General features: G+C 72.3%; 22 protein-coding genes and 1 pseudogene. 12 read left to right on the top strand and 11 right to left on the bottom strand.

All coding sequences use genetic code 11. The annotated features are described in order from the left end of the window. Window positions 1-396 precede the first annotated feature (396 nt). A complete protein-coding gene (locus ACZ4YL_RS21700; protein WP_468118502.1) occupies window positions 397-834 on the top strand; it encodes a hypothetical protein in 438 nt (145 codons plus the stop codon). A 15-nt stretch (window positions 835-849) separates the two neighbouring features. On the opposite strand, the gene ACZ4YL_RS21695 is transcribed toward ACZ4YL_RS21700, so the two are convergent. The 4 genes from ACZ4YL_RS21695 to cseB form a co-directional block, all read right to left on the bottom strand. After that, the gene (locus ACZ4YL_RS21695; protein ID WP_468118500.1) at window positions 850-3,447 is read right to left on the bottom strand and encodes an ABC transporter permease; all 2,598 of its coding nucleotides are present in this window, start codon (window positions 3,445-3,447) and stop codon (window positions 850-852) included. A gap of 52 nt (window positions 3,448-3,499) precedes the next feature. Further along, complete coding sequence (locus tag ACZ4YL_RS21690; protein ID WP_468118594.1) at window positions 3,500-4,243, bottom strand: ABC transporter ATP-binding protein; 744 nt, start codon at window positions 4,241-4,243, stop codon at window positions 3,500-3,502. A 182-nt stretch (window positions 4,244-4,425) separates the two neighbouring features. Next, window positions 4,426-5,721, bottom strand: a complete 1,296-nt coding sequence (locus tag ACZ4YL_RS21685) for a sensor histidine kinase (RefSeq protein WP_468118498.1) — start codon at window positions 5,719-5,721, stop codon at window positions 4,426-4,428. Between the two features lie 5 nt (window positions 5,722-5,726). Next, window positions 5,727-6,383, bottom strand: a complete 657-nt coding sequence (gene cseB / locus ACZ4YL_RS21680; RefSeq protein ID WP_468118593.1) for a two-component system response regulator CseB — start codon at window positions 6,381-6,383, stop codon at window positions 5,727-5,729. 478 nt (window positions 6,384-6,861) lie between these two features. Here cseB and ACZ4YL_RS21675 point away from each other — a divergent pair, with 478 nt between their 5' ends. Further along, the gene (locus ACZ4YL_RS21675; RefSeq protein WP_468118497.1) at window positions 6,862-7,800 is read left to right on the top strand and encodes a beta-ketoacyl-ACP synthase III; all 939 of its coding nucleotides are present in this window, start codon (window positions 6,862-6,864) and stop codon (window positions 7,798-7,800) included. Window positions 7,801-7,823: 23 nt separating this feature from the next. Beyond that, a complete protein-coding gene (locus ACZ4YL_RS21670) occupies window positions 7,824-8,573 on the top strand; it encodes a thioesterase II family protein (protein WP_468118496.1) in 750 nt (249 codons plus the stop codon). Window positions 8,574-8,647: 74 nt separating this feature from the next. Here ACZ4YL_RS21670 and ACZ4YL_RS21665 read toward each other — a convergent pair whose 3' ends face one another. After that, entirely contained in the window at window positions 8,648-9,925 is a 1,278-nt protein-coding gene (locus ACZ4YL_RS21665; protein ID WP_468118494.1) for a M6 family metalloprotease domain-containing protein, read from the bottom strand. A 269-nt stretch (window positions 9,926-10,194) separates the two neighbouring features. Here ACZ4YL_RS21665 and ACZ4YL_RS21660 point away from each other — a divergent pair, with 269 nt between their 5' ends. From ACZ4YL_RS21660 to ACZ4YL_RS21650, 3 genes are all read left to right on the top strand, one after another. Next, complete coding sequence (locus ACZ4YL_RS21660; protein ID WP_468118492.1) at window positions 10,195-10,905, top strand: TetR/AcrR family transcriptional regulator; 711 nt, start codon at window positions 10,195-10,197, stop codon at window positions 10,903-10,905. A gap of 61 nt (window positions 10,906-10,966) precedes the next feature. Further along, on the top strand, window positions 10,967-12,499 hold the full coding sequence (locus tag ACZ4YL_RS21655; RefSeq protein WP_468118490.1) for an MFS transporter: 1,533 nt from the start codon (window positions 10,967-10,969) through the stop codon (window positions 12,497-12,499). A 94-nt stretch (window positions 12,500-12,593) separates the two neighbouring features. Beyond that, a complete protein-coding gene (locus ACZ4YL_RS21650) occupies window positions 12,594-13,379 on the top strand; it encodes a dioxygenase family protein (RefSeq protein WP_468118489.1) in 786 nt (261 codons plus the stop codon). A 63-nt stretch (window positions 13,380-13,442) separates the two neighbouring features. On the opposite strand, the gene ACZ4YL_RS21645 is transcribed toward ACZ4YL_RS21650, so the two are convergent. Next, entirely contained in the window at window positions 13,443-13,973 is a 531-nt protein-coding gene (locus ACZ4YL_RS21645) for a GNAT family N-acetyltransferase (protein WP_468118488.1), read from the bottom strand. A 205-nt stretch (window positions 13,974-14,178) separates the two neighbouring features. Between ACZ4YL_RS21645 and ACZ4YL_RS21640 the strand changes: the two genes are divergently transcribed. Further along, window positions 14,179-15,156: a sigma-70 family RNA polymerase sigma factor gene (locus ACZ4YL_RS21640; protein ID WP_468118486.1), complete on the top strand. Its 978-nt coding sequence runs from the start codon at window positions 14,179-14,181 to the stop codon at window positions 15,154-15,156. Window positions 15,157-15,332: 176 nt separating this feature from the next. On the opposite strand, the gene ACZ4YL_RS21635 is transcribed toward ACZ4YL_RS21640, so the two are convergent. Then, window positions 15,333-16,286, bottom strand: coding sequence for a helix-turn-helix transcriptional regulator (locus ACZ4YL_RS21635; protein WP_468118484.1), 954 nt, complete (start codon window positions 16,284-16,286; stop codon window positions 15,333-15,335). 62 nt (window positions 16,287-16,348) lie between these two features. Between ACZ4YL_RS21635 and ACZ4YL_RS21630 the strand changes: the two genes are divergently transcribed. After that, window positions 16,349-17,911, top strand: coding sequence for an MFS transporter (locus ACZ4YL_RS21630; protein WP_468118482.1), 1,563 nt, complete (start codon window positions 16,349-16,351; stop codon window positions 17,909-17,911). 147 nt (window positions 17,912-18,058) lie between these two features. Next, window positions 18,059-18,331, top strand: a pseudogene (locus ACZ4YL_RS21625) (1-phosphofructokinase); the annotation flags it as partial. Window positions 18,332-18,368: 37 nt separating this feature from the next. Here ACZ4YL_RS21625 and ACZ4YL_RS21620 read toward each other — a convergent pair. Then, entirely contained in the window at window positions 18,369-19,145 is a 777-nt protein-coding gene (locus tag ACZ4YL_RS21620; protein WP_468118480.1) for a DUF6227 family protein, read from the bottom strand. A gap of 192 nt (window positions 19,146-19,337) precedes the next feature. Here ACZ4YL_RS21620 and ACZ4YL_RS21615 point away from each other — a divergent pair, with 192 nt between their 5' ends. Next, window positions 19,338-19,979, top strand: coding sequence for a vitamin K epoxide reductase family protein (locus ACZ4YL_RS21615; protein ID WP_468118478.1), 642 nt, complete (start codon window positions 19,338-19,340; stop codon window positions 19,977-19,979). 115 nt (window positions 19,980-20,094) lie between these two features. Here the strand turns inward: ACZ4YL_RS21615 and ACZ4YL_RS21610 are convergent, their stop codons facing one another. Beyond that, window positions 20,095-20,505: a rodlin gene (locus ACZ4YL_RS21610; RefSeq protein ID WP_301370314.1), complete on the bottom strand. Its 411-nt coding sequence runs from the start codon at window positions 20,503-20,505 to the stop codon at window positions 20,095-20,097. Between the two features lie 271 nt (window positions 20,506-20,776). Between ACZ4YL_RS21610 and ACZ4YL_RS21605 the strand changes: the two genes are divergently transcribed. Beyond that, window positions 20,777-21,253 (top strand): hypothetical protein, encoded by a 477-nt coding sequence (locus tag ACZ4YL_RS21605; RefSeq protein ID WP_468118476.1) that lies wholly within the window; start codon window positions 20,777-20,779, stop codon window positions 21,251-21,253. Between the two features lie 153 nt (window positions 21,254-21,406). Then, complete coding sequence (locus tag ACZ4YL_RS21600) at window positions 21,407-21,646, top strand: chaplin (RefSeq protein ID WP_202201179.1); 240 nt, start codon at window positions 21,407-21,409, stop codon at window positions 21,644-21,646. A gap of 84 nt (window positions 21,647-21,730) precedes the next feature. Here the strand turns inward: ACZ4YL_RS21600 and ACZ4YL_RS21595 are convergent, their stop codons facing one another. Both ACZ4YL_RS21595 and ACZ4YL_RS21590 read right to left on the bottom strand, forming a co-directional pair. Beyond that, entirely contained in the window at window positions 21,731-22,078 is a 348-nt protein-coding gene (locus tag ACZ4YL_RS21595) for a hypothetical protein (RefSeq protein WP_468118473.1), read from the bottom strand. Window positions 22,079-22,268: 190 nt separating this feature from the next. Next, window positions 22,269-23,456 carry a chaplin gene (locus ACZ4YL_RS21590; protein WP_468118472.1) on the bottom strand — a complete coding sequence of 396 codons (1,188 nt, stop codon included), beginning with the start codon at window positions 23,454-23,456 and terminating at the stop codon, window positions 22,269-22,271. Window positions 23,457-23,576 lie beyond the last annotated feature (120 nt).

Here is a 23,576-nt window from a genome sequence, read left to right as displayed (position 1 = left end):
CTTTCTTTTTTTTTTTTTTTTTTTTCTCTCCCCCCCCCCCCCCCCCCCCCCCCCCCCCCCCCCCCCCCCCCCCCCGACCCCGAACTGCGGAACTGGGCCGCCCCCGTCCTGTGCACGTACGAAGAGCTCTCCGGCGACCTGGCCCGGTCGCTGGACCTCTACGCCCAGGACCAGGTCGCCGATCGGCCACCGGAGGCCGAGGTCGCCGCACGGCTCGCGCGGGCCGCCGGGACGACCGTCCTGTTCCCCGCCGAGGAGGCCTGTCCGAGCGCCTACTGGGCGGCGACCCCGGAGGGCTTCCTCACGCGGGTCCGGCTCGAACTGTCCGACGACGAGCCTCCCCTGTACACGGTCGGCAGCGCGGAGGCGCCGGTCCCGCAGCTGCCCCGCGCGGTCGTGGAGAGGTTCGCCGAGATCGTCCGCGAGCAGCGGCCGCCGTCCCCGGTGGCCGAGGCCTTCATGGCGTCGGCGGCGCCGCTGTGGCCCGACGAGGGCCCCCACCCGTCCCTGAAGGGCAACCTGACCGTGTGGGAGCGGGTCGTCGTGCAGCTGGAATCCGGCTGGGCGCCCTCGGGCTGGTATCCGGCCGACCTCTACCGGGAACGCCTCGAAGCCCGTGACGAGCTCGCCCGCATCGGTGCCCGACTGCCGTCCCAGGTACGCCGGCTGCTCGACGACGCGGTGGCGGGACTGGACGTACGGTTCGTCCGGGCGACGGAGGAGGACCCGTCGGGGAGTCTCGCCGAGGAGCTGACGGGCCGGTCCCCGGGACGGGACGGCCTCGGCCGGTGGTGGTACCGCCGGCCGGATCCCGTGCCCTGGGAGCAGGCCTGATCGACAAGACACCCCCTACAGCTCGGCGACGGCCTCCAGGGGGCTCAGGGACGACGCGTGGCGGGCCGGGAGGGCGGCCGCCACCGCGCCCGTGGCGAGGGAGATCAGGCAGATGAGCAGCAGCGTGCCCCAGGGAAGGGCGAGGGAGTAGTCCTTCAGCGCGCCGTTGGCCAGGGCGCCGACCGTCCAGGCCCCGAACAGGCCGGACACCAGGCCCAGCAGGGTGCCGAAGGCGGACACGGCCAGGGATTCGAGGCGGATCGTCCGGCGGATGCCGGCGCGGTCCATGCCGATGGCGCGCAGGACGCCGATCTCGCGGGTGCGGTCCGACACCGCCATGGCCAGGGTGTTCATGATGCCGAGGGCGGCGATCACACCGCCGACGGCGAGCAGGCCGTACGTCAGGGCCAGCAGGGTGCTCAGGGAACCGGAGGCCTCCTGGACGAGTTCCTGCCGGTCCTGGACCTGGAGCAGCGGGTTGTTGCCCGTGGCGGTACGCAGCCGGTCCTTCGTGGCGCCGCCGCCGTCGGCGCCGCCGTCCGCGCGGACGAGGACGCGCTGGACGGAGCCCGGGTCGGGGCTGCTGCGCTGGACCTCGGTGCGGGCGCCCAGGGCGTCCTGGGCGGTGGGGTTGTCCTCGTAGACGCCGACGACCGTGTACGGGGTGCGGTCCTGGCCGGGGCCGCCGATCCGGGCGTCGATCCGGTCGCCGGTGCGCACCCCGTTCGCGCGGGCGAGGGTGCTGGAGAGGGCGATGCGGCCCGGTCCGAGGTCCTTCAGGGAGCCGTTGACGAAGTCCAGCTTCATGACGGACAGGGCGGCGGCCGGGTCGACCCCGGAGATCTGGCGGACGCCACCGCCGATGAAGAGGGTGGAGTCGGTGACAGCGGTCGCCGTCCGCACACCGGGGGTGGCGGTCACCCGCTGCACGGCGGCCGGGTCGATGCCGGCCGACGAGGTGTGGGTGCTGATCACGTAGTCGGCGGCGAGACCGGCCGCGGCCTGGCGGTCGAGGGCCTGCCCGGTGGAGTGGCCGATGACGGCGAGCCCGGCGACCAGGGCCGTGCTGACCATCAGGGCGGAGGCGGTGGCGGCGGTACGCCGCGGGTCGCGCAGCGCGTTGCGGTGGGCGAGGTGGCCGGTGATTCCGAGGCGGCCGGTCAGCCGTCCGCTCAGCCGGAGCACGGGGACGGCGAGCAGCGGCGCCAGCACGATCACGGCGATGACGAGGAGGGCGCAGCCGGACATGGCGCTCCGCAGGTTCTCCTCGGAGGCGTCCTTCGCCCCGGCGAGCGACAGCAGCAGTCCGGCGCCGAGGGCGAGCAGGAGGGCACCGGCCGCGCCGCGGACCCGGGACGCGGTGGCGGTGGGCGGCTGTTCGGCCGCGCGCATGGCCTCGACCGGTGCGATCCGCGCGGCCTTGCGGGACGGCAGCCATGCGGCGAGCACGGTGACGCCCACCCCGACGGCGAGCGCGGCCGCCACGGGGAGCGGGCCGATCACCAGGGGGCCGCGGGGCAGCGGCTCACCGGCGGTGCTCAGGATCTCCGGCAGTACGGAGGCGATCCCGAGGCCCAGCAGGAAACCGAGGGCCGAGGCGGCGAGGCCGAGGAGGACGGCCTCCCAGAGGAGGGAGCGCACGACCTGGCGGCGCGTGGCACCGATCGCGCGCAGCAGGGCGATCTCACGGGTGCGCCGGGCGACGAGCATGGTGAAGGTGTTGACGATCAGGAACGACCCGATGAAGAGGGCGACTCCGGCGAAGACCAGCGACAGCTTCTCGTTGCCGCGGGTGAGCGTGTCGACGAGGACGGCCTGCTGGGCGGCCTGGGCGGCGCCGGTGGTGGCCTCGGCCCGGTCGGCGGGGAGCAGGGCGGAGACCCGGCGGGCGAGTTCGGCCGCGTCGGTGCCCGGTACGGCGGACAGGTCGATCGAGGTGTAGCGGCCCGGGGAGGCGAACAGCTGCTGTGCGGTGGCCTTGTCGAACAGGACGAGGGTGCCGCCGGCCGTCACCCGGGTGTCCCGGGTGGTGACGATGCCGACGAGGCGCTTCGTCATGACCGGGCCGTCCGTGGCCAGGGTGATCTCCTGGCCGATACGGAACCGGCCGGCGGCCGCGGTGCCGCTGTCCACGGCGATCTCCTCGCCGTCGCGGGGGGCGCGGCCCCCGGTCAGCGGGTGGCGGTCGTCCTTGCCGTCGGCGCCGGGGACGTAGGCGGCCGCCCGGTGCGCCCAGATCCTGCCGGTGCGCAGCGGGGTGCCGTCCGAGGAGTTCAGGGTGGCCAGCCCGTCCGCGGACGGGCGTACAGCGGCGACGCCGGGCAGCCCCGCCAGCTTGCGGGCGAGCCCGTCGTCGAGCACGGTGGCGTGCTCGTCCCCGGCGGACTCGGTGGATCCGGCCGCGCCAGGCGCGCCGGGCGGGGGGTCCTTCGGGGTCACGGTGACCGCGATGTCGGCGTAGTCCTTCGACACGGCGGCCCGGTGGGCCGCCGTGGAGGAGTCCGCGAAGACGAGGGTCCCGGAGACGAAGGCGACGCCGAGGGTGACGGCGAGCACCGTCATCAGCAGCCGGGCCTTGTGCGCCAGGACGTTGCGCAGGGCTGTTTTCAGCATGGGTGAGTGGCTTCCGGGGCGGGGACGGGAGAGGGGCGCGGGCGAGGGAGGGTCAGCTATTGCGTGCGCGGGTGTCGAACTGCTTCATCCGGTCCAGCACCCGGTCCGGGGTGGGGCGCACCATCTCGTCGACCAGCCGGCCGTCGGAGAGGAAGACGACGCGGTCGGCGAAGCCGGCGGCGACCGGGTCGTGGGTCACCATCACCACGGTCTGGCCCAGCTCGCGCACGGAGTCGCGCAGGAAGCCGAGGACCTCGGCCCCCGAGCGGGAGTCGAGGTTGCCGGTGGGCTCGTCGCCGAAGACGATCGCGGGCCGGGTGACCAGGGCCCGGGCCACCGCGACGCGCTGCTGCTGCCCGCCGGAGAGCTGCCCGGGCCGGTGGTCCAGCCGCTGGGCGAGGCCGACCATGGACACCACGCGGTCCAGCCACTGCCGGTCGGGGCGGCGTCCGGCGATGGACAGCGGCAGGGTGATGTTCTCCAGCGCGGTCAGGGTGGGCAGCAGGTTGAACGCCTGGAAGATGAAGCCGATCCGGTCCCGGCGCAGCTCGGTGAGCTGCCGGTCCCCCAGTGTGCCCAGCTCGGTGGTGCCGATGCGGACGGAGCCGGAGCTGACGGAGTCGAGGCCCGCCGCGCAGTGCATGAGGGTGGATTTGCCGCAGCCGGAGGGGCCCATGATCGCGGTGAACTCGGCCTCCCGGAAGGAGACGCTGACGCGGTCCAGGGCCACCACGCGGGTGTCGCCGCTGCCGTAGACCTTCGACAGGTCAGTGGTGGAAGCCGCGACACCGGGCATCGGGCGGGGGGTGAACGGGTCGGCGGTCACGGGGACTCCACTTCGGGTGCGTTGCGAAAGGGCTGCATGCCGAAGGGTGTCGGGGGGACGTATCAGGGCCGGGGCCGCCGTGTATCGGCTTCCGCGCCGTTGCGCAGCAGTTGTGCGGGGGCGGCCGGGGGAGGGCCGGGGCGGCCGGTCGGTCAGCGAGGGAGGTGGAGGGTGGCGACCGCGCCGCCGTCCGGGGCGTTGTCCAGGCGCAGTTCGGCGCCGAGCACCCGGGCCTGGCCCAGGGCGATGGTCAGGCCGAGGCCGTGCCCCGCGCCCCGCTCCGTGGCGCCCGTACGGAACCGGCGCGGGCCGTCGAGCAGCAGGTCGGCGGGGAAGCCGGGGCCGTGGTCGCGGACGACGACGGTCCGGCCCTCGACGGTGACCCGTACCGGGGTCCGGCCGTGCCGGTGCGCGTTGACGACGAGGTTGCCGACGATCCGCTCCAGGCGGCGCGGGTCGGTCTCCACCGTCTCCACCGTCTCCGCGGTCGGTGCGTGCGCGGCGTCGGGCGCCTCGGTGACGCCGACCTCCGTGTCGAGACCGGTACGGGCCACTGCCTCGGCGACCACCGCGGCGAGCGGGACCCGGGCGCGTACCGGCGCCTCCGCGCCCGCGTCCAGCCGGGAGATCTCCAGCAGGTCCTCGACCAGGCCGCGCAGGTCCCGTACGCGGGCCCGGAGCAGGTCCTCCGTCTCGCCTGGCGGCAGCAGGCCGGTGGCGGCCAGCAGACCGCCGACGGGGGTGCGCAGCTCGTGGGCCACGTCCGCCGTGAACTGCCGCTCGATGCGCAGCCGTCGGCCGAGGCTGTCGGCCATGAGGTCGACGGTGGCGGCGATGTCGGTCACCTCGTCGCGGCCCCGGGCGTGGCCCAGGGCGGGGCCGGTGCGGGCGTCGAGGTCCCCGGCGGAGATCCGGGCCGCGGTCTCGGCGACCCGGCGAAGCCGGCGGGCGACCAGCCCGGCCCCGTAGACCGCCAGGGGCAGCGCCGCCGCGAGCGAGAGCAGCGAGGCCACCGCCATGCTCGCGTCGAGGCGGCGCAGGTCGTGGAGTTGCGAGCTCATGTTGATCCGCACGGCCAGCACCGGGCTGCCCGCGCCGCCGACCCGCTGGGCGCCCCAGACACTCGGCCCGAGGTTCCCCTCGACGCGCCCGTCGTAGGCCACACGGCGGTCGCCGTCGGCCGGATGGCGCAGGGCGGTGGGCAGTTCGGCCGGATCGAGCTCGGCGCCACCCGCCAGCGTTCCGGTGCGCCGGTAGACGTCCATGGCGGAGTACACCGTGTTGGTGGCTTCCATCTCGGCCCGGCTGCGGATGTCCATCGCGGTCCACACGTGGACGAGGACGCCCACCGCCAAGGCGACCAGGCAGGCCGTGGCCGCCGCCAGCGCGGCGATCTTCCAGCGCAGGGGCACGCGGGCCGGCCACCACGGCCGGCGCGGGGGGTTCACCGGCCTCAGCGCCTGAGCTTGTAGCCGAAGCCGCGGACCGTCTCGATCCGCTCCCGGCCCAGCTTCTTGCGCAGCCGCTGCACGGCCAGGTCCACCACGCGGCTGTCGCCGTCCCAGCCGTACTCCCAGACGTTGCGCAGCAGGGTGTGCCGTTCCAGCACGATGCCGGGGTGGGCGGCGAACTCCAGCAGCAGCTTCAGCTCGGTGGGGGTGAGCGCCACGGGCCTTCCGGAGAGGCACACCTCCATCCCGCCGGTGTCGATGGTCAGGTCCCCGAAGGCCAGTACGCCGTCCTCCCGGCCGGCGGCGGGCTCGCCGCCCGGGGCGGGCGCGTAGGCCGCCCTTCGCAGCAGTGAGCGGATGCGTGCCACCAGGACGTACGTGTCCACGGGCTTGACCACGTAGTCGTCGGCCCCGGCCTCCAGACCGGCGACGACATCGAGGCCGTCGCCGCGGGCGGACATCATCAGCACCGGCACCAGGCTGGTCTCGCGGACCCGGCGGCACAGCCCGATCCCGTCGAGGCCGGGCAGCATCACGTCCAGGATCAGCAGGTCGAAGCCGTCGTCGTCGCGGAAGGACTCCAGCCCGGTCAGTCCGTCGGCCGCGGCGGTGACCCGGTAGCCGTAGCGTTCGAGGGCGACGGTGAAGGACCGGCGCATCAGCTCGTCGTCCTCGACCAGCAGCACGCGGACCGGAGGCGGAGATTCCGATTCCGGGGCGGGTGAGGGCACGGGCGGGACTCCTGTTCGTACGGGCCGGGCGAAGCGCCGCTCCGGCGTGACACCACACGCCGCCGGCGACCCGGAAGGAACGATACGGGAGGCACCGGGCGCGGCGGCCGCCGTCGGGGCCGGGTGCGCGATCCGATCGGCGGCCGAGCGCTCACCGATACACGGCAGATACAAAAGGCCGGGGCCAAAAGGCCGGGTCCCAAAGGCCGGGTCCGAAAGGCCGGGGGCCGAAAGGCCGGGGCGGACACCAGGTGGGAAGGGCGCGGTTCCGGAGCCTGTCCGAACCACGGGCGCCACTGGCGGGAAACGGCCTGTTCGAAGGGATGGGCCTGGCCGGGCGCTGCATAGTCTGATCATCGGTCGATCAGGATCCGCATCCGGGTCCACGGAGCGAGGAGAAACACTGATGGTCGGGTCGCGCGTCCTTTCCTTCGGGCACTATCAGCCGCCGAAAGTCTTGACCAATGCCGATCTTGAGCAGATGGTCGACACCGACGACGAGTGGATCCGGAGCCGGGTCGGGATCAGGACGCGCCGGGTGGCGGCCGAGGACGAGTCCGTTTCGGACATGGCCACGAAGGCCGCCGAGCACGCACTGGCCAACGCCGGACTCACCGGTGCGGACATCGACTTCGTCATCGTGGCCACCTGCACGGCGCTCGACCGCTCGCCCAACATGGCGGCCCGGGTGGCAGCCGCGGTCGGGGCACAGGCTCCCGCCGCCATCGACGTGAACACGGCCTGCTCCGGATTCCCGCACGCCATGGCACTGGCAGACCAGAGCATACGGACGGGTTCCGCCACGAAGGCCCTGGTCATAGGCGTGGAGAAGCTCACCGACTTCGTCGACTGGACCGACCGCACCACGTGCGTGCTCGTCGGCGACGGTGCGGGCGCGGCCGTCGTCGTGGCCTCCGAGGAACCGGGGATCGGCCCGGTCGTGTGGGGTTCGGTACCCGAGATGAGCCAGGCCGTACGCATCGAGGCGCCGTCCAACACCTTCGCCCAGGAAGGGCAGTCGGTCTACCGCTGGGCCACCACGAAGCTCCCGGAGGTCGCCCTCCAGGTCTGCGAGCGGGCCGACGTGAAGCCCGAGGAGCTGGGCGGGGTCGTCCTGCACCAGGCCAACCTGCGGATCATCGAGCCCCTGGCGCGCAAGATCGGTGCGGTCAACGCCGTCATCGCCAAGGACGTCGTCGAGTCGGGCAACACCTCGGCCGCGAGCATCCCGCTGGCGCTGTCCAAGCTCATCGAGCGGGGTGAGATCGAGAAGGGATCGCCCGTGCTGCTCTTCGCTTTCGGCGGGGGCCTGTCCTACGCCGGCCAGATCGTCAACTGCCCGTGACCGGGGCCGGTGGACCGACCGCGATGACATCCCCGCGCGTGCCGTGGTGGCCGCTGCTGCGGCTGCGGGAGGCGGTGACCGCGCCCCGGGCGCGGCTGCTGGTGTTCCCGCATTCCGGGTCCGGCCCCAACACCCTGTTCCCCTTGATCGAGCCGCTGCCCGACCACGTGGAAGTGCTCGGGCTCTCGCTGCCCGGACGGGAGCGCCGGTTCGGCGAGCCGCCCGGCTGCCGGCTCGACCAGGTCCTGGACTCCGTCTCCGACGAGGTGCTCGGCCGTGACCCGCTGCCCACGGTGGTCTTCGGGCACAGCCTGGGCGCGCTCCTGGCCACCCGCGCCGCGCGGCTGCTCGGCCCGCACTGCCGGGCGGCGGTCGTCAGCGGGCAGGCCCCCGGCCGGACCCCGCGCCGGGCTCACGCCACCACCACCGACGAGGACGCGGTCCGGCTGCTGCGGGACGGCGGGGGCACCCCGGAGTGGGTGCTGAACGATCCGGACATGCTGGCGCACGTGACGCGCGTACTGCGGGCGGACATCGAACTCGGCCGGGAGGCCGCGGCCGGGTTCGAGGACGTACGGCTCGACGTGCCCCTGCACGCGCTGGGCGGCACGGCGGACCCGCTGGTCCCGCACGAGCCGCTGGACGGCTGGGCCGCCCACACGACCGGAGCGTGCGAGGTGTTCCGGTTCGAGGGCGACCACTTCTTCCTGCTGGCCGACGAGCACCGCCCCACGGTCGTGGACGTGCTGCGCCGGGCGCTCACGGAGGGCTGACCCGGACGCGTCGAAGGGCCGGAGCCACGTGGCGCGTGACTCCGGCCCGGGGGCCGTCCCCGGCCCGCGGGACGTCACGGCCGGATGACGCGGACCTGGTAGCTGCCGTTGCGCAGTTCACCCACCACCGACACGCTGATGCCCGCCTTCTCGTCGGTGAAGGTCTCGCCCGGCCGGAACGGCGCGTCCGAGAGCTCCGCGTGCACATTGGGCCGCCGGGTGCAGCCGCCGCTCGTGCCCGCGCTGTCCGACACGGTGATCGGGCCGTGCCCGGTGTCCACGTCGGAGTCCACCTTGTAGATGAGGACGCCCGGTTTGCAGACGGCCTCGTCGTTCCCGGCCCGGGTCCGCACCTCCACCGCGTACCCGGTGCTCTCCGACAGCGGGACGAAGGCCAGCTTGGTGCCGCCCCGTATCCCCAGCGGGGACAGGGTGTGGTCGCTGGTGCCCGACTTGGCCGCGCAGCTGATCTGCGTACTGTCCAGCCAGCCCAGCTTCCACTTGTGCCAGCCCATCAGGTCGTTGTTGGCACCCCAGTCCTCGCTCATGATGTCCCAGTGCCCGACCGTGTTCCCGCCGTCCGAGGTGTAGAGGTCGGGCAGCCCGAAGACGTGCCCGTTCTCGTGCGGCAGCACCCGGTAGCCGGTCTCCTGGTAGGTGCCGGAGCCGTCGTCCTGCCGGCTGTAGACGAAGGACGTGTTGGCCAGCGGCACCCCGTCGGCGACCGGAGCCTCGCCGTTGCCCGAGAAGGTCACCGACAGGACGGTGTCCAGGGCGGACGGCCCGGCGTTCGGCGTGACCAGGATGTTGATCAGGTCGTACCGGGTGAAGTCCACCTCGGGGTCGGCGGCCTTCGCTATGTGCTCGACGAGCTGCCGGTAGCCCGGCTCGTACGCGGACCCGCGCTCGATCCCGTACGCCGCGAAGGGCATCGGCATCCGCAGCCAGCCCTTTATCGGGGCCTCGGCCCGGTAGACCAGCCGGCCGTAGGAACTGGTGCGGAACCATTCGGCCGTCTGGGGGAAGAACTCCGCCATCCGGTCCGCCGCCGTGCCCTCGCCCTTGGCGTCAGGGAAGTCGATCATCAGGTTCAGGGCCCGGATCTCGCCGGTCGAGCGTGAGTACCCGGGTGGGGTCGGCATGCCCTCGGACATCTGCACACCCATGGTGCCCGCGATCCGGCAGGGCGCGAGAGCCGATTCGACGGTCGCGGCCACCGCTCCGGCCGCCGAGTTGCCGCGGCTGGATATGCCCGTGCTGGCGGTCGTCGTGACGCCGAGGGCCAGCGCGGTCAGCCCGATGTACGCGCTGGTGCGGCGTGGTCTGCGTATCCGGTGGCGGGTCTGCGACATGGAGATCGCCTTCGGGTCCGCGGCAGCCGGCCCTGCCCGGTCTGCGCTCTGTTCGATCACCCTCCGCCGGGCGCGGCGCGCCCGCGCGTCGGGAGAGGCCGAACGTGGACACGCCCGTGACTCAGGTCACACGGAGGAGTGAAATAACCGGGGACCCGATCCCCGTTTGTACGGGAGTCCCGCTAAGCGGGGAGCGGCTCCCCGTTTGGGCGGGGCGGTCGCGCAGTCCGCACCGTGAGTCCGTGAATCCGCGCCAGGGAGGCCCCGGAATGAAGAGCTCCACCAGCATCGCCCCGGCGGCCCGGCCCACCCCGGACGCGGACCCGGCGCAGGTGCAGCCGCAGGTGTCCGCGCCCGGCGTCCCGCGTCCGCGCGCCGACGCCGTCCGCAACCGCGAGCGGATCCTGGCGGCGGCCCGCGAGGCCTTCGTGGAATCCGGCTCCGCGACCCCCTTCGACGAGGTCGCCCGCCGGGCCGGCATCGGCAATGCCACGCTCTACCGGCACTTCCCCGACCGTCCCACCCTCGTCCACCACGTCGTTCTCTTCACGATGGGCCGGGTGACGGCCTCGGCCGAGGCCTCCCTCGCCGAGGAGCCCGACGCCTTCGCCGCCCTGTGCCGGTTCACGCACGCTGCCGCGGACGAGCGGATCGGCGCCCTGTGCCCGATGCTCGCCGACGGCTTCGACGGTGAACACCCCGAACTCCTCGCGGCACGCACCGCGCTGGAGGAGGCCGTCGTCACCCTGCTGACCGCGGGCCAGGATGCCGGACTGGTCCGCACGGACATCGGCGTCGGCGACCTGATGGTCGCCCTGTCCCAGCTCAGCCGCCCCCTCCCCGGCACCGCGTGCCTCGACACCGACCGCTTCGCCCACCGCCATCTCCAGCTCTTCCTCGACGGGTTGCGCGCCCCGGCCCGCTCCGAACTCCCGGGTTCGGCAACGACCTTGGCCGACCTGCGGCAGAAAACCATGTGACGCGACAAAGCTAAAGAAATATCCTTTTTCAGTCATTCCGCACAGTGAAGTGGGTACCCCCATGTCCAAAACAGCCGCGAGCCTCGCGCCGGCTGCCGATCCCAGCCGCTGGAAGGCACTCGTCTTCATAGCCCTGGCCCAGCTGATGGTCGTGCTCGACGCGACCATCGTGAACATCGCCCTCCCCTCGGCCCAGACCGACCTCGGCATCTCGGACGGCAACCGCCAGTGGGTCATCACCGCGTACGCGCTGGCCTTCGGCGGACTGCTCCTCTTCGGCGGCCGCATCGCCGACAAGTGGGGCCGTAAGAACGCCTTCGTCGTCGGCCTCATCGGCTTCGCCCTGGCCTCCGCGCTCGGCGGCGCCGCGAACGGCGAGGCCATGATGCTCGGCGCCCGCGCCCTCCAGGGTGCCTTCGGCGCGCTGCTCGCCCCGGCGGCCCTGTCGCTGCTCGCCGTCATGTTCACCGACGCCAAGGAGCGGGCCAAGGCCTTCGGCATCTACGGAGCCATCGCGGGCGGCGGCGGCGCCGTCGGCCTGATCCTCGGCGGCTTCCTCACCGAGTACCTCAACTGGCGCTGGACCTTCTTCGTCAACATCCCCTTCGCGATCGTCGCGGCCGTGGGTGCCTGGCTGGTCATCCGTGAGTCCGCCGGCTCCCGTAACCGCGCACCGCTCGACATCCCGGGCGTGGTCCTGTCCACCACCGGTCTCGTCGCCCTCGTGTACGGCTTCACCCGCGCCGAGTCCGCCGGCTGGTCGGACGTCCTGACGGTCGTCATGTTCGTCGCCTCGGCGGTGCTGCTGGCCGCCTTCGTCCTCGTCGAGTCCAAGGTGAAGTCCCCGCTGCTGCCGCTGCGCGTCCTGCTGGAGCGCAACCGCGGCGGTGTCTACCTCTCGCTCGGCCTCGCCGTCATCTCGATGTTTGGCCTGTTCCTCTTCCTCACCTACTACCTGCAGGTCGTGAAGGGCTTCTCGCCCGTCAAGACCGGCTTCGCCTTCCTGCCGATGATCGCGGGCATGATCGCGGGCTCCACCCAGATCGGCGCCCGCCTCATGACCCGGGTCCCGCCGCGCCTGCTGATGGGCCCCGGCTTCCTGGTCGCCAGCCTCGGCATGCTGCTGCTGACCCAGCTGGAGGTCGGGTCCTCGTACCCGGCGCTGATCCTGCCGGCGCAGGTGCTGCTCGGCCTCGGCATGGGTACGGCGTTCATGCCGGCGATGTCCCTGGCCACGCACGGGGTGGACCCGGCCGACGCCGGTGTCGCCTCCGCCATGGTCAACACCTCGCAGCAGGTCGGCGGCGCCATCGGCACCGCGCTGCTGAACACCATCGCCGCGTCGGCGACCACCGCCTACCTGACCGACCACGCGGCCGAGGCCGCCGCGGGCGGCCCGGCCGGGCAGCTGATCCAGGCGCAGGCCATGGTCGAGGGCTACGCGTCCGCCATCTGGTGGGCGGTCGGCATCCTGGTCGCCAGCTCGGTCATCGCGCTGACGCTGATCAACACCGGCCGTCCGGGCGCCGGCGGCCCGGTGGCCTCCGGTTCCGGCGACGACGCCGAGCTCAAGGTGCCGGTGCTCGCCCACTGATCAGGGCCGAGGGTCCCGCGGAATGACTGACGACCCCGTCTCGTTCAAATTTGAACGAGACGGGGTTAGTCTGTTTACGTACGCGTTTCAACCAATGAGGAGCGCCCCCGTGACCCGCATACCGGCCCTGTACCTGAGCCACGGCGCACCCCCGCTGGCCGACGACCCCCTCTGGCCGGACGAGCTGGCCGCCTGGTCCGCCGGCCTGCCGCGCCCCCGGGCGATCCTGATGGTCTCCGCCCACTGGGAGGAGGCCCCGCTCGCCCTCGGCGCCACCGAGCGCGTCCCTCTCGTGTACGACTTCTGGGGCTTCCCGGAGCACTACTACCAGGTGCGCTACGACGCCCCCGGCGCCCCGGAGCTGGCCGCCTCGGTCCGCAAGCTGCTGCACGCCCCCGGCACCCCGGTCCAGGACATCCCCGACCGCGGCCTGGACCACGGGGCGTACGTCCCCCTGGTGGAGATGTACCCGGAGGCCGACATCCCGGTCCTCCAGATCTCCCTGCCCACGCTGGACCCGGCCGGGCTGATGGACATCGGCCGCAAGCTGGCCCCGCTGCGCGACGAGGGCGTGCTGATCGTGGGCAGCGGCTTCTTCACGCACAACCTGGCGGCGCTGCGCCATACGGGCCCGGGCGTCCCCGCCTGGTCGGCGGAGTTCGACGCGTGGGGCCGCGAGGCCCTGGCCGCGTCCGACGTGGACGCCCTGCTGGACTTCGAGCACAAATCCCCGGCGGGCCGCCTGGCCCACCCCCGCACGGAACACTTCGCCCCGCTCTTCGTCACCCTCGGCGCGGCCGAATCCGACCTGACCGCCGCCCGCACCCCGGTGGACGGCTTCTGGATGGGCCTCTCGAAGCGCTCCCTCCAGTTCGGCTAGGACCCGCGCAATGCGCCGGTGACTGCTTCGGTGATCACGAACCCCTTGGCCGGTCCTGGCCCCTCACCCGGACGGGTGGTGGCCCAGGCGCTTCTCGTACCAGCGGACGTCCCAGTACCGGCCGAACTTCCAGCCCGCCTCCGTGAACTCTCCGATCCGGCGGAAGCCGAAGCGCTCGTGGAGGCGCACCGAGGCCTCGTTGGGCAGGGCGATCCCGGCGAAGACGCGGTGTACGGGCTCCTCGGCCAGGGCCGCGAAGAGCGCCTCGTAGAGGAGGGTGCCGACGCCCCGGCCGACCGCGTGCGGGGCGAGGTAGACGCTCACCTCCACCGATGTCGCGTAGGCCGGTTTGGGGCGGAATGCGCTGCTCGTGGCGTATCCGGCCATTCGATCGCCCGTCCAGGCAACCAGAAGCCGGTGCGGCCCGTCTTCAGGGTGGGAGTGCAGCCAAGGGCGGCGCTGTTCCGGAGTGAAAACGGCCGTGTCGAATGTGACGGCAGTCTCACGGACGTAGTGGTTGTAGAGGTCCGTGAGAGGCATTAGATCGGCCTCCGTTCCGGGCCTGACCTGCACCTCTTCGAGATCTTGTGACATCAGCTCCCCCTCTGGTGGCGGGGCAGGATACTGCAAGATCTCGAAAAACAGGGAGCCGCGTGGGAATTCTGTCCCGATTCCAGTCGTTGTTTCCTTCGGAAGCGGGCACTCGGGAGAGTGTCCGTGACGCACCGGACCGGTTGGCAGCCGTCCCGGCGGCGTCCACCAGCCGCACCGCGACCGAACACTTCGCAAGGGAGCACGCATGGCAACCCGCGCCGTCGCCCGTCGTCAGTCCACGAGCAGCGCTCGCGCTGTGGGCGGGGAGATCGCAGACCGTGACCTGGTCGGCATGTACCTGGACGAGATCGCGCGCACCCCGCTGCTCGACGCCGCCAAGGAAGTGGAGCTCTCCCAGATCATCGAGGCGGGCGTCTACGCCCAGCAGATCCTCGACGGCGCGATCGAACGCGACGGGGACACCCCGGCCCGCGAGGAGCTGGAGGCGCTGGCCGCCGAGGGCGAACGGGCCAAGGAAGTCTTCATCCGCTCGAACCTCCGCCTCGTCGTGGCCGTGGCCCGGCGCTATCCCCGCAGCGGCCTGCCCCTCCTCGACCTGATCCAGGAGGGCAACGCGGGCCTGGTCCGCGCGGTCGAGAAGTTCGACTACGCCAAGGGCTTCAAGTTCTCCACGTACGCCACGTGGTGGATCCGGCAGGCGATCACCCGGTCCATCGCGGACCAGTCCCGCACCATCCGCCTCCCCGTCCACCTGGTCGAGGAGCTCGGCCGGATCCGCCGCATCCAGCGTGAATTCAACCGCGAGAACGGCCGCGACCCGGAGCACGCCGAGATCGCCGCCGAGCTGGACTCGACGGAGAAGCGCGTGGGCGATGTACTGGACTGGGCGCGCGACCCGGTCAGCCTCAACATGGGGGTCGACGACGACGGCGACACCCAGTTCGGTGACCTCCTGGAGGACACCTCGGCGATCTCGCCCGAGCAGTCCGTGCTCTCCCTGCTGCGCAGCGAGGAGCTGGAGGACCTGCTGGGCAAGCTCGACCAGCGCACGGCGTCGATCATCAAGATGCGGTACGGCATCGAGGACGGCCGCGAGCGGACCCTGACGGAGGTCGGCAAGCAGCACGGCCTGACCCGTGAGCGGATCCGCCAGATCGAGAAGCACGCGCTGCTGGAGCTGAAGCGGATGGCGCGCGACACCGGCTTCGACGCGGTGGCCTAGAGCGGACCGCTGCCAAGCCCCCCATACGAGCCCCGGTGCCTATCCCCCCCAGGCGCCGGGGCTCTCTCCTGCCCCGCACCATCCAGCCCCGCAGGCGTTTCACAACCCAGCCCCTCCGGCGTTTGAGGAGCGGGGGTCCGGGGGCGGAGCCCCCGGGGGCCGGGGCGTAGCCCCGGCTACGGCGCCGCAGCCGCGGCCAGCCGCGCGGCTAGCGCACCGGCCGCATCCCGAAGCGCCGCCGGCTCCCGCACCGTGAACGGCAGGCCCGTCAGGGCGAGCCGCGTCACCGTCCACTCCGGCGCGTCCGCGCTCTCGAAGCGCACCGAGGTCCCCGTCCCGTCACCCGGCAGGGCCGCCGCCCGCAGCCAGGCCGGCAGCTCCGCCGGGCCGGCCGCGAAGTCGACCTCCACCCGGTACGGCTGCTTCTCCCCGCCCCGCAGCCCCCGCCGGACGAACTCCTCCGCCTCCATCGGCAGGTCCCGCCGCGCGAACCGGGCCCCCGTCGCGAAGGGCTCCTCCACCCGGTCCACCCGGAAGGTCCGCCAGTCCTCCCGCTCCAGGTCGTAGGCGACCAGGTACCACCGGCTCCCGGTGCTCACCAGCCGGTACGGCTCCACCAGCCGCCGCGTCTCGGCCCCGTTCCCCGCCCGGTACGCGAACCGCAGCCGCTCCGGCCCCGCCACCGCCGCCGCCATCGTGGTCAGCGTCCGCGGGTCCACGCTCGCCCCGTCTCCCCGGGACAGCGCGATCGTGGCCGACTGGAGCGCGCTCACCCGGTGCCGCAGCCGTGAGGGCAGGACCTGCTCCAGCTTTGCCAGGGCCCGTACGGAGGCCTCCTCGACCCCCTCGATCGCATGCCCGGCCCCGGCCCGCAGCCCCACCGCGATCGCCACGGCCTCCTCGTCGTCCAGGAGCAGCGGGGGCATCGCCGCCCCCGCCACCAGCCGGTATCCGCCCTCGGCGCCCAGGGTGGCCTCCACCGGGTAGCCGAGGTCCCGCAGCCGCTCGATGTCGCGCCGGATGGTCCGCGGGCTCACCCGCAGCCGCTGGGCCAGCTCGCTCCCGGGCCATTCCCGCGGGGTCTGGAGGAGGGACAGCAGGGAGAGCAGTCGTGCGGGTGTGTCGGTCATGAATCAAGGCTGCCAGCGAAATAGGACACGAACTGACCTAGACGCCGTCTAAGTTTCTCCTCATGAGCACCGAGACGTCCAAGACATCGCCCGAAAGAGAGAACGGGCCCGTACAAGAAGAGCGGAACGACGCAGCCCACGACGCACCCAGCTCGCCCGCCGACCGCCGCCGCTGGCTGGCGCTCGCCATCGTGATGACCGCGGCCTTCATGGACCTGGTCGACGTCACGATCGTCAACATAGCCATCCGCACCATGCGGGAGGACTTCGGCGCCTCCACCAGCGCGATCCAGTGGATCACCGCGGGCTATGCCCTCGCCTTCGCCGCCGGCCTGATCACCGGCGGCCGTCTCGGTGACATCTACGGCCGCAAGCGCGTCTTCCTCATCGGCATCGCCGGGTTCACCGCGGCCTCGCTGCTCTGCGGCATCGCCGCCAACCCGGACGTGCTCGTCGCGGCCCGCCTGCTGCAGGGCGCTATGGCCGCCCTGATGGTGCCGCAGGTCCTGGCGATCATCCACGTCACCTTCCCGCCGCAGGAGCGCGGCAAGGTCTTCGGCATGTTCGGCGCGATCGTGGGCCTCGCCGCCGTCTCGGGTCCGCTGCTCGGCGCGCTGCTCATCGAGTGGGACCTCTTCGGTCTCGGATGGCGCCCGATCTTCCTGATCAACCTGCCCGTGGGCATCATGGGCGTGATCCTGGGCCGCAAGTTCATCGCCGAGTCCAAGGCCCCCAAGGCGCTGCGCCTGGACCTGGCCGGCGTCGTCCTCGCCACCCTCGCCCTGGTCCTGCTGATCTTCCCGCTGACCCACGGCCACGAGAACGACTGGCCGCTGTGGGGCTTCGTCTGCATGGGCGCGGCGCCCTTCGTCTTCGCCGCCTTCATCGCGTACGAGAAGTACAAGATCAAGAAGGATGGCTCCCCGCTCGTCGAGCTCTCCCTCTTCAAGGTCAAGAGCTTCGCCGGCGGTATCGCCGTCCAGCTGACCTTCGGCATCGCCACCGGCATCTTCTTCCTGGTCTGGACGATGTACATGCAGATGGGCCTCGGCTGGAGCGTGCTGCGCGCGGGTCTCACCGGCATCCCGTTCTCCATCGCGGTCTCGGTCGCGGCCGGTCTCTCGGTCGAGAAGCTCGTCCCCCGCTTCGGCCGCAAGGTGCTCCAGGCCGGCGCGCTGGTCATGGCCGCCGGTCTGCTCCTCTACATCTGGGAGTCGCAGCACTACGGCATGGAGATCGCCTCCTGGCAGATGGCCGCCCCGCTGATCGTCATGGGCGTCGGCATGGGCCTGATCGTGGCCCCGCTGAACGACACCGTGCTCTCCGAGGTGCCGCGCGAGCACGCCGGATCCGCCTCGGGTCTGATCAACACCACCGGTCAGATGGGCAACGCGCTGGGCCTCGCCCTGACCTCCGTCGTCTTCTTCGGCCTGATCGACGACGACATGGTCTTCGGTCCGCCGTACGTGGAGGCCTTCCGCGGCGCGCTCTGGTGGGTCGTGGCCGTACTCGTCGTGATCTTCGCGGTGATGTTCGTGCTGCCGCGCCGGGCGCTCCCGATGGAGGAGCGCGAGGGTGCCGCCGAGCACGCCGGCCGCACCGTGGAGAAGGTCCCGGTCGCCTGAGCCGGCCCCCACGCACCATCGAACGGACATGCCCGCCCTCCCGGGCGGGCATGTCCGTTCTTTTCTGTTTCCCTCCGTAGGCCTGCATGCAGTGGTGCGAATCCCAACTCGCCCGGTCCGGCGCTCTCCCCGGAGGAATCCGCCCTCCTCCTGGTCTCGGCGGAGGGTACCTACCACGGCACGGCCCCGGCCCCGGACGTGCGCAGCAACGTGGGGGCGGGTGACGCCTCGCCGGCCGGTTTCCTGATCGCGGGCGGCACCGGCCCGGGCGCCCTTGCTTCGGCACCGGCCCACGGCGCGGCCGCCGTCCAGCTGCCGGGCAGTGCCATGCCGACCCCGGCGGACTTGCGCCCCGACCGGGTCCGCATCACCGAGGACCCGCCCCCGGACCTCCAGCTCGCCGACCCCGGCACGCCTTAGGGGGTGTCCTGCGGGGTGTCTTGCCGATCGGTCCGGATCACCGTACGCGGGCGCGCAGTTCCATCGCTCCGCGCGCGGCCGCCTCGCTCTCGTACACCTCGCACATGTGCCGCCCGTCGGGCGTCGCCGTGTGCTCGACCTCCCACAGGCTGACCTCGCTCCCGTCCAGCAGGACGAAGGCGTGCTCGTACAGGCTGAAACCGGCGCCCCGCCCGTCGGCGAGGCAGTGCCGCGCGCCGAACGCCTGCGTGATCTGGTGCGCGTACGCCGACCGCAGCAGCGTCGCCACCCGCTCGCCCGGCCGGTCGGCGTTCTCCGCGCGGCGCAGCACCCGCCGGGCGTGGTCGGCGGAGTCCTCCACCGCGTACTCCCGGTGCCGCCGCACCGGGGCCGGGGACGGGGCCGCGTACAGCGCGCTCAGCAGCGCCACGCCGCCCTCCGGCTCGTCCTCGCCCGGCACCAGCACCGGATCCGCTGACGCCCCGGCCGACGCCTCGCCGAACAGCCGGGTCACGGCCAGGCAGGTCTCCGCCTTGCTCGCGAAGACCTCGTGCCGGACGGCCCGGTCGCCCTCCAGCCGGTAGGCCAGCTCCCACAGCGAGACCGAACCACCGTCGGTCAGCAGATAGGTGTGCCGGTGGGTCTCCCGCCAGATGCCCGCCTCCGGGCTGTGGTGGGTGGTGTAGAGCGAAGAGCTGTGGGCGAGCGCCGTGCCGAGGCGCTCGACCAGCCTGTCCGGCAGGTCGAAGGAGTTGAGGGCGCGGCCGAGGAGTCGTTCGAGGTGCGCCTCGGTTGTCTCGTACGGATCGCTCAAGGTGGGTCTCCAGGCCGTCGCAGCTTGTCACTTCGCGGAAGCTCAACGTAACCCCTGGTTCTGACATCACGTCCGGGGTTCGGTAAAACGTCCGGGAAGCATCGGAGGTTCCCGCCACACCTTCAGGTCAACTTGCGTACGGGTGCGCACGGTTGGGCCCGATCTGAGGGGAAGCGCGGGACTATGGGTCACATGGCAACGAATACAGTGGGCCTCCCGCGTCAGCAGGTACGGCCCCGCAGCGGACACGAGGGCGAACACGGCGCCGCGCCGAGGGGGTTGGCCTGGCTGCTGGCCGTCACCGGGGCGGCCGGGCTGCTGGCCTCGTGGGTGATCACCCTCGACAAGTTCCTCCTGCTGGAGGACCCGGACTTCAAGCCCGCGTGCAGTCTCAACCCGGTCGTCTCCTGCGGCAGCGTGATGGCGAGCGAGCAGGCGGCGGCCTTCGGCTTCCCCAATCCGATGCTGGGGCTCGTCTCGTACGCCGTCGTGGTCTGCGTCGGCGTGGGCCTGCTGGCCGGCGCCCGCTACCGCGGCTGGTTCTGGCTCGGACTGAACGCCGGCACGCTCTTCGGCGTCGGCTTCTGCAGCTGGCTGATGGTCCAGTCGCTCTACGAGATCAACGCGCTCTGCCTGTGGTGCTGCCTGGCCTGGGTCGCGACCCTGCTGATGTTCTGGGCGGTCACCGCGCACAACGTCCGTACGCGCGCCCTGCCCGCCCCCGGCCCGCTGCGGGGTTTCTTCACCGAATTCGGCTGGGCCCCGCCCGCCCTGCACATCGGAGTGATCGGCATGCTGGTCCTCACCCGCTGGTGGGACTTCTGGACCGGCTGACCGCCGGGGGCGGAACGCGAAGAGGGCCCCGGCGGCTGGACGCCGCCGGGGCCCTCTTCATTCACTCCACAGGCTCAGCGGCCCGCGATCACCCGAAGGGCGGAGGAGCCGGAGATCAGCTGCCGTTCGAGAGGTTGCCCGACAGGACCGGGATGTTGTCCAGGATGTGCGAGAGCGGCTCGTCGCCCTTGGCCTGGGTGGAGTTCTCGGTGCACTGCTGGTTCTGCGGGTTGGACAGGACGTTGATGTCCTGGACGCCGATGTTGAGCGCGGCGAGGATCGACTGGGCGTTGACCTTCGCCGGCAGGCCGATGCAGGGCTTGTTGAGGGTGCCCTGGACCAGGCTGAGCTGCGGGCTCATGTCGCCGTGGGTCTTCTGGTTGCCGTAGATCTGCTGGGCACCGTTGCCGTTGACGGTGTTGACCCCGTTGTCGTTGCCGATGGCCATGGCCGGGGCCGCGGCTGCAGCGCCCGCGCCGATCGCAACGGCGGAGACCGCGGCGGCGGTCATGAACTTCTTGAACATCTTGTTCCTTCTGTCGCACGAGTGCCCGCTGATGGAGCGCCCTGGTCAACTGCCCGACCAGGGAGTTGGTTCCGCTGCTTCACTCAAACGGCCTGCGCGTGCCGAGGTTTTCCCCGGCCCGGGTGAGTGGCCTCCGGACGCCTGCGCGAAGCCCGTACGCAGCCAGCATCCGCCGGGGCTCCGGTTGCGCTCCGTGTGAGGTGTTCGCACGGTGGGTGAAGAAGCGGACCATTTGAGTCCACTTTCGTGTCCCCACCGCGAAGGAACATCCATGCACCGCACGAAGCCGTCCCGCGCCCGCCTCCTCGTCCCGTCGGCCCTCGCCGTCGTCATACTGTCCGGCGCGGCTGCCCCCGCGGGCGCCGCGGAGGGTGACGGCTCCGCGGCCCTCACCGGGCGCGTGGCCTCGGTGAAGCAGCAGGTCGAGAAGATCGAGCGGCGCGCGGCGGCCGCCGGTCCCATCGACGACCTTCTGGCGAGCCTCACCAAGACCCTTGAGGGGCTTCTCGCGACGGTCGGAGGTCTGCTGCCCGACGGGGTGAAGCTGCCGCCGATCGAGCTGCCGATGCTGCCGGACATCAAGCTCCCCGAGCTTCCCGACCTGTCCGGCCTCATCCCCGAGCTGCCGCCGGTGGGGCTCCCGCCGATCGACGGGGTGGTTTCCCCGGTGGACGCCCTGCCTGCGGTGCCGGCCGCCCCGGCCCTCCCGGCGATCCCCGCTCTCCCGGCGATGCCGGCCCTCCCGTAGGGCGGTGTCGGACACTGACTCCTCGGATGGTTACGACAATTGAGCCGAACAGGTCTCATCGTGCGCGTGACCGTGTCGTCTGGGAAGCTGGACCGTTTCGCTCGATGTGAGCCCCGGTTCGGGGCAGAACATCGAACAGAAGGTGCACTTCCCATGAACTCTGCCAAGAAGGCCGCCCTGGTCCTGGCCACCGCTGGTCTCGCTGCGGCCGGTGCCGCCGGCTCCGCCGCCGCCGACTCGTCGGCTGAGGGCGCGGCCGTGGGTTCCCCCGGCGTCCTGTCCGGCAACCTGCTCCAGGTGCCGGTGCACGTCCCGGTCAACGTCTGCGGCAACACCGTGAACATCGTCGGCCTGCTGAACCCCGCGTTCGGCAACGTCTGCCTCAACCACTGACGTCTGCCGAACAACCGACTGTGGGCGCCGCGGCCTTGCCGATGGCGCCCACAGTCGTGTCGGCGGGTGGTCAGCCGGGACGGTTCAGCCCTGGCCGCCGTTGAGCTTCACGCCGCCGAGCATGGGGGACGCCTGGGTGGCGCCGTTCGCGAGGCCGAGTACGGTGCCGGGCACGTCGTTGCGGACCTTGTTGACCCTCTGCGCGGTACCCACGACCTTGTTGACGGTGTCGCCCTGCTCGGCCAGTCCGTTGCCCACGGTCTGCGGCAGGGACTCGGAGACGGGCCCGACGGCGTTCAGCGTCTCGGTCACCCCGCCGGTCAGGCTCATGGGGGGCATCGCGGCCGCGGGCTCGGCGGCGAAGGCGGTGGCGGAGGCGCCGAGGGCGGCGACGGAGCCGACGACGACAGCGGCGACCTTCGTGAGCTTCATTATCGAAATCCTCTTCTTTCGTGGACAGAGGCGTCAGCGGCGACCGTCGCGCCGCTTTCGCCCTGGGTAACGATTCCCCATCGCTGCGGAAACGCGAACGCACGCGGTTAAGGGGCAGGGCATGGCAGCGGCCGGAGAATCCGACGAAGATTCTCCGGCCGATATTTATTCCGATTACCGGTATTGCCCGTCAGGAGACGCGCGACCGCCGGTACAGAATGGCGCCGCCCAGGATCAGGGCGCTGGCGAGGACCGCCGCGGCCGCGGGCTGACCCGCGCCGGTCTGGGCCAGCATGGGCCCGGTCATGTGCGCCGGAGCCGGAGCCGGAGCCGGAGCCGGAGCGGGGGCCGGAGCCGGCGGCTGTGCGGGCGCGGGGGCCGGGGCGGGTGTGGTCACCGGGGGGAGGGTGACCGGGGTGTCACCGCCGGGGGCGGCCGGCGGCTGGTCCGCGGGCGGTACGGCCTCGGGCGCGGGGGCCGGGGCCGGGTGCTCCACGGGCAGGCTGCCGTGCGGCGGCCCGGGTGCGGGCCCCTCCTCCACCACGGGAGCAGGTCCCGGCGCGGGGGCCGGCAGCGTGTGCGGCGCCTCCTCGGCCGGTGCCGGGACGGGCTCCGGGGCGGGGAGCGTGTGCGGCGCCTCCTCGGCCGGAGGCTGCGGCGCGGGGGGTGCCGGCGGAGCCTCCGGCACCGGCGCGGGCGCCTCCTGGACCGGTTCCGGGGTGGGCAGCGGGGCCGGGTGCTCCTCCACCGGTTCCGGCTTGGGGTGCGGCCGCTCGGGCGCGGGGGGAGCGTGGTGCGCCGGCGGGGGCGGCGGCGTCGACTCGGGGTGGTCGTCGCACTCCTCCTTGCCCTGCTGCTCACCCGGGCCGCCGTAGCCGCCCTCGTGGCGCGGCTCCTCCTGGCGCGGCTTCGCGTGCCGGGGTCCGTCCTGCCGGGGCTGCTCCAGCCGGGCCTGCTCCTGGTGGGGCTGCTCGTACCCGCCCGCGTGGCGCGGCGACCCGTGGCGCTGCTCCGGCACCGCGTGCCGGCCCTCGCGCTCGTCGAGGTAGCGCTCGAAGGCCTCGGCGTGCTCGGGGCTGAGGTAGCGCCCGTAGTCGTAGCCGTCGTCCGTGTGCGAGCCGGTGTCGGTGACGCACGTGTTCCCCATCGCAGGGTTGAGCGCCGCACCGCCGTCCACGCTGTTGCCGCACACGTTCGGTGCGAAGGTGATCGGTACCGAGACGCTGTTGCCGGCCAGCACGCCCGGCGAATGCGAGGCCTCGGCGCTCGCTCCGGTGTGCGCGTAGGCCGCGCCGGTCGCGATCGACAGCAGACTCGACGCGGCTGCCGCCGTGAGCATCCCCTTGCCCAGTACCTGTCGGCTCAGTACCTGTCGCATGGGTCCTTCCCTGTCTACCGGCGCCACGGCCGGTGTGGAATCGGAGGTGGGGGGGGGGGGGGGGGGGGTGGAGGAGACGAAGCCAAAAAAGAAGAAAGGGCACATTTGGGAGAAACAACG

It is taken from the genome of Streptomyces sp. NPDC030021, assembly GCF_055574035.1.
This window is presented reverse-complemented; position numbering and strand designations above follow the sequence as displayed.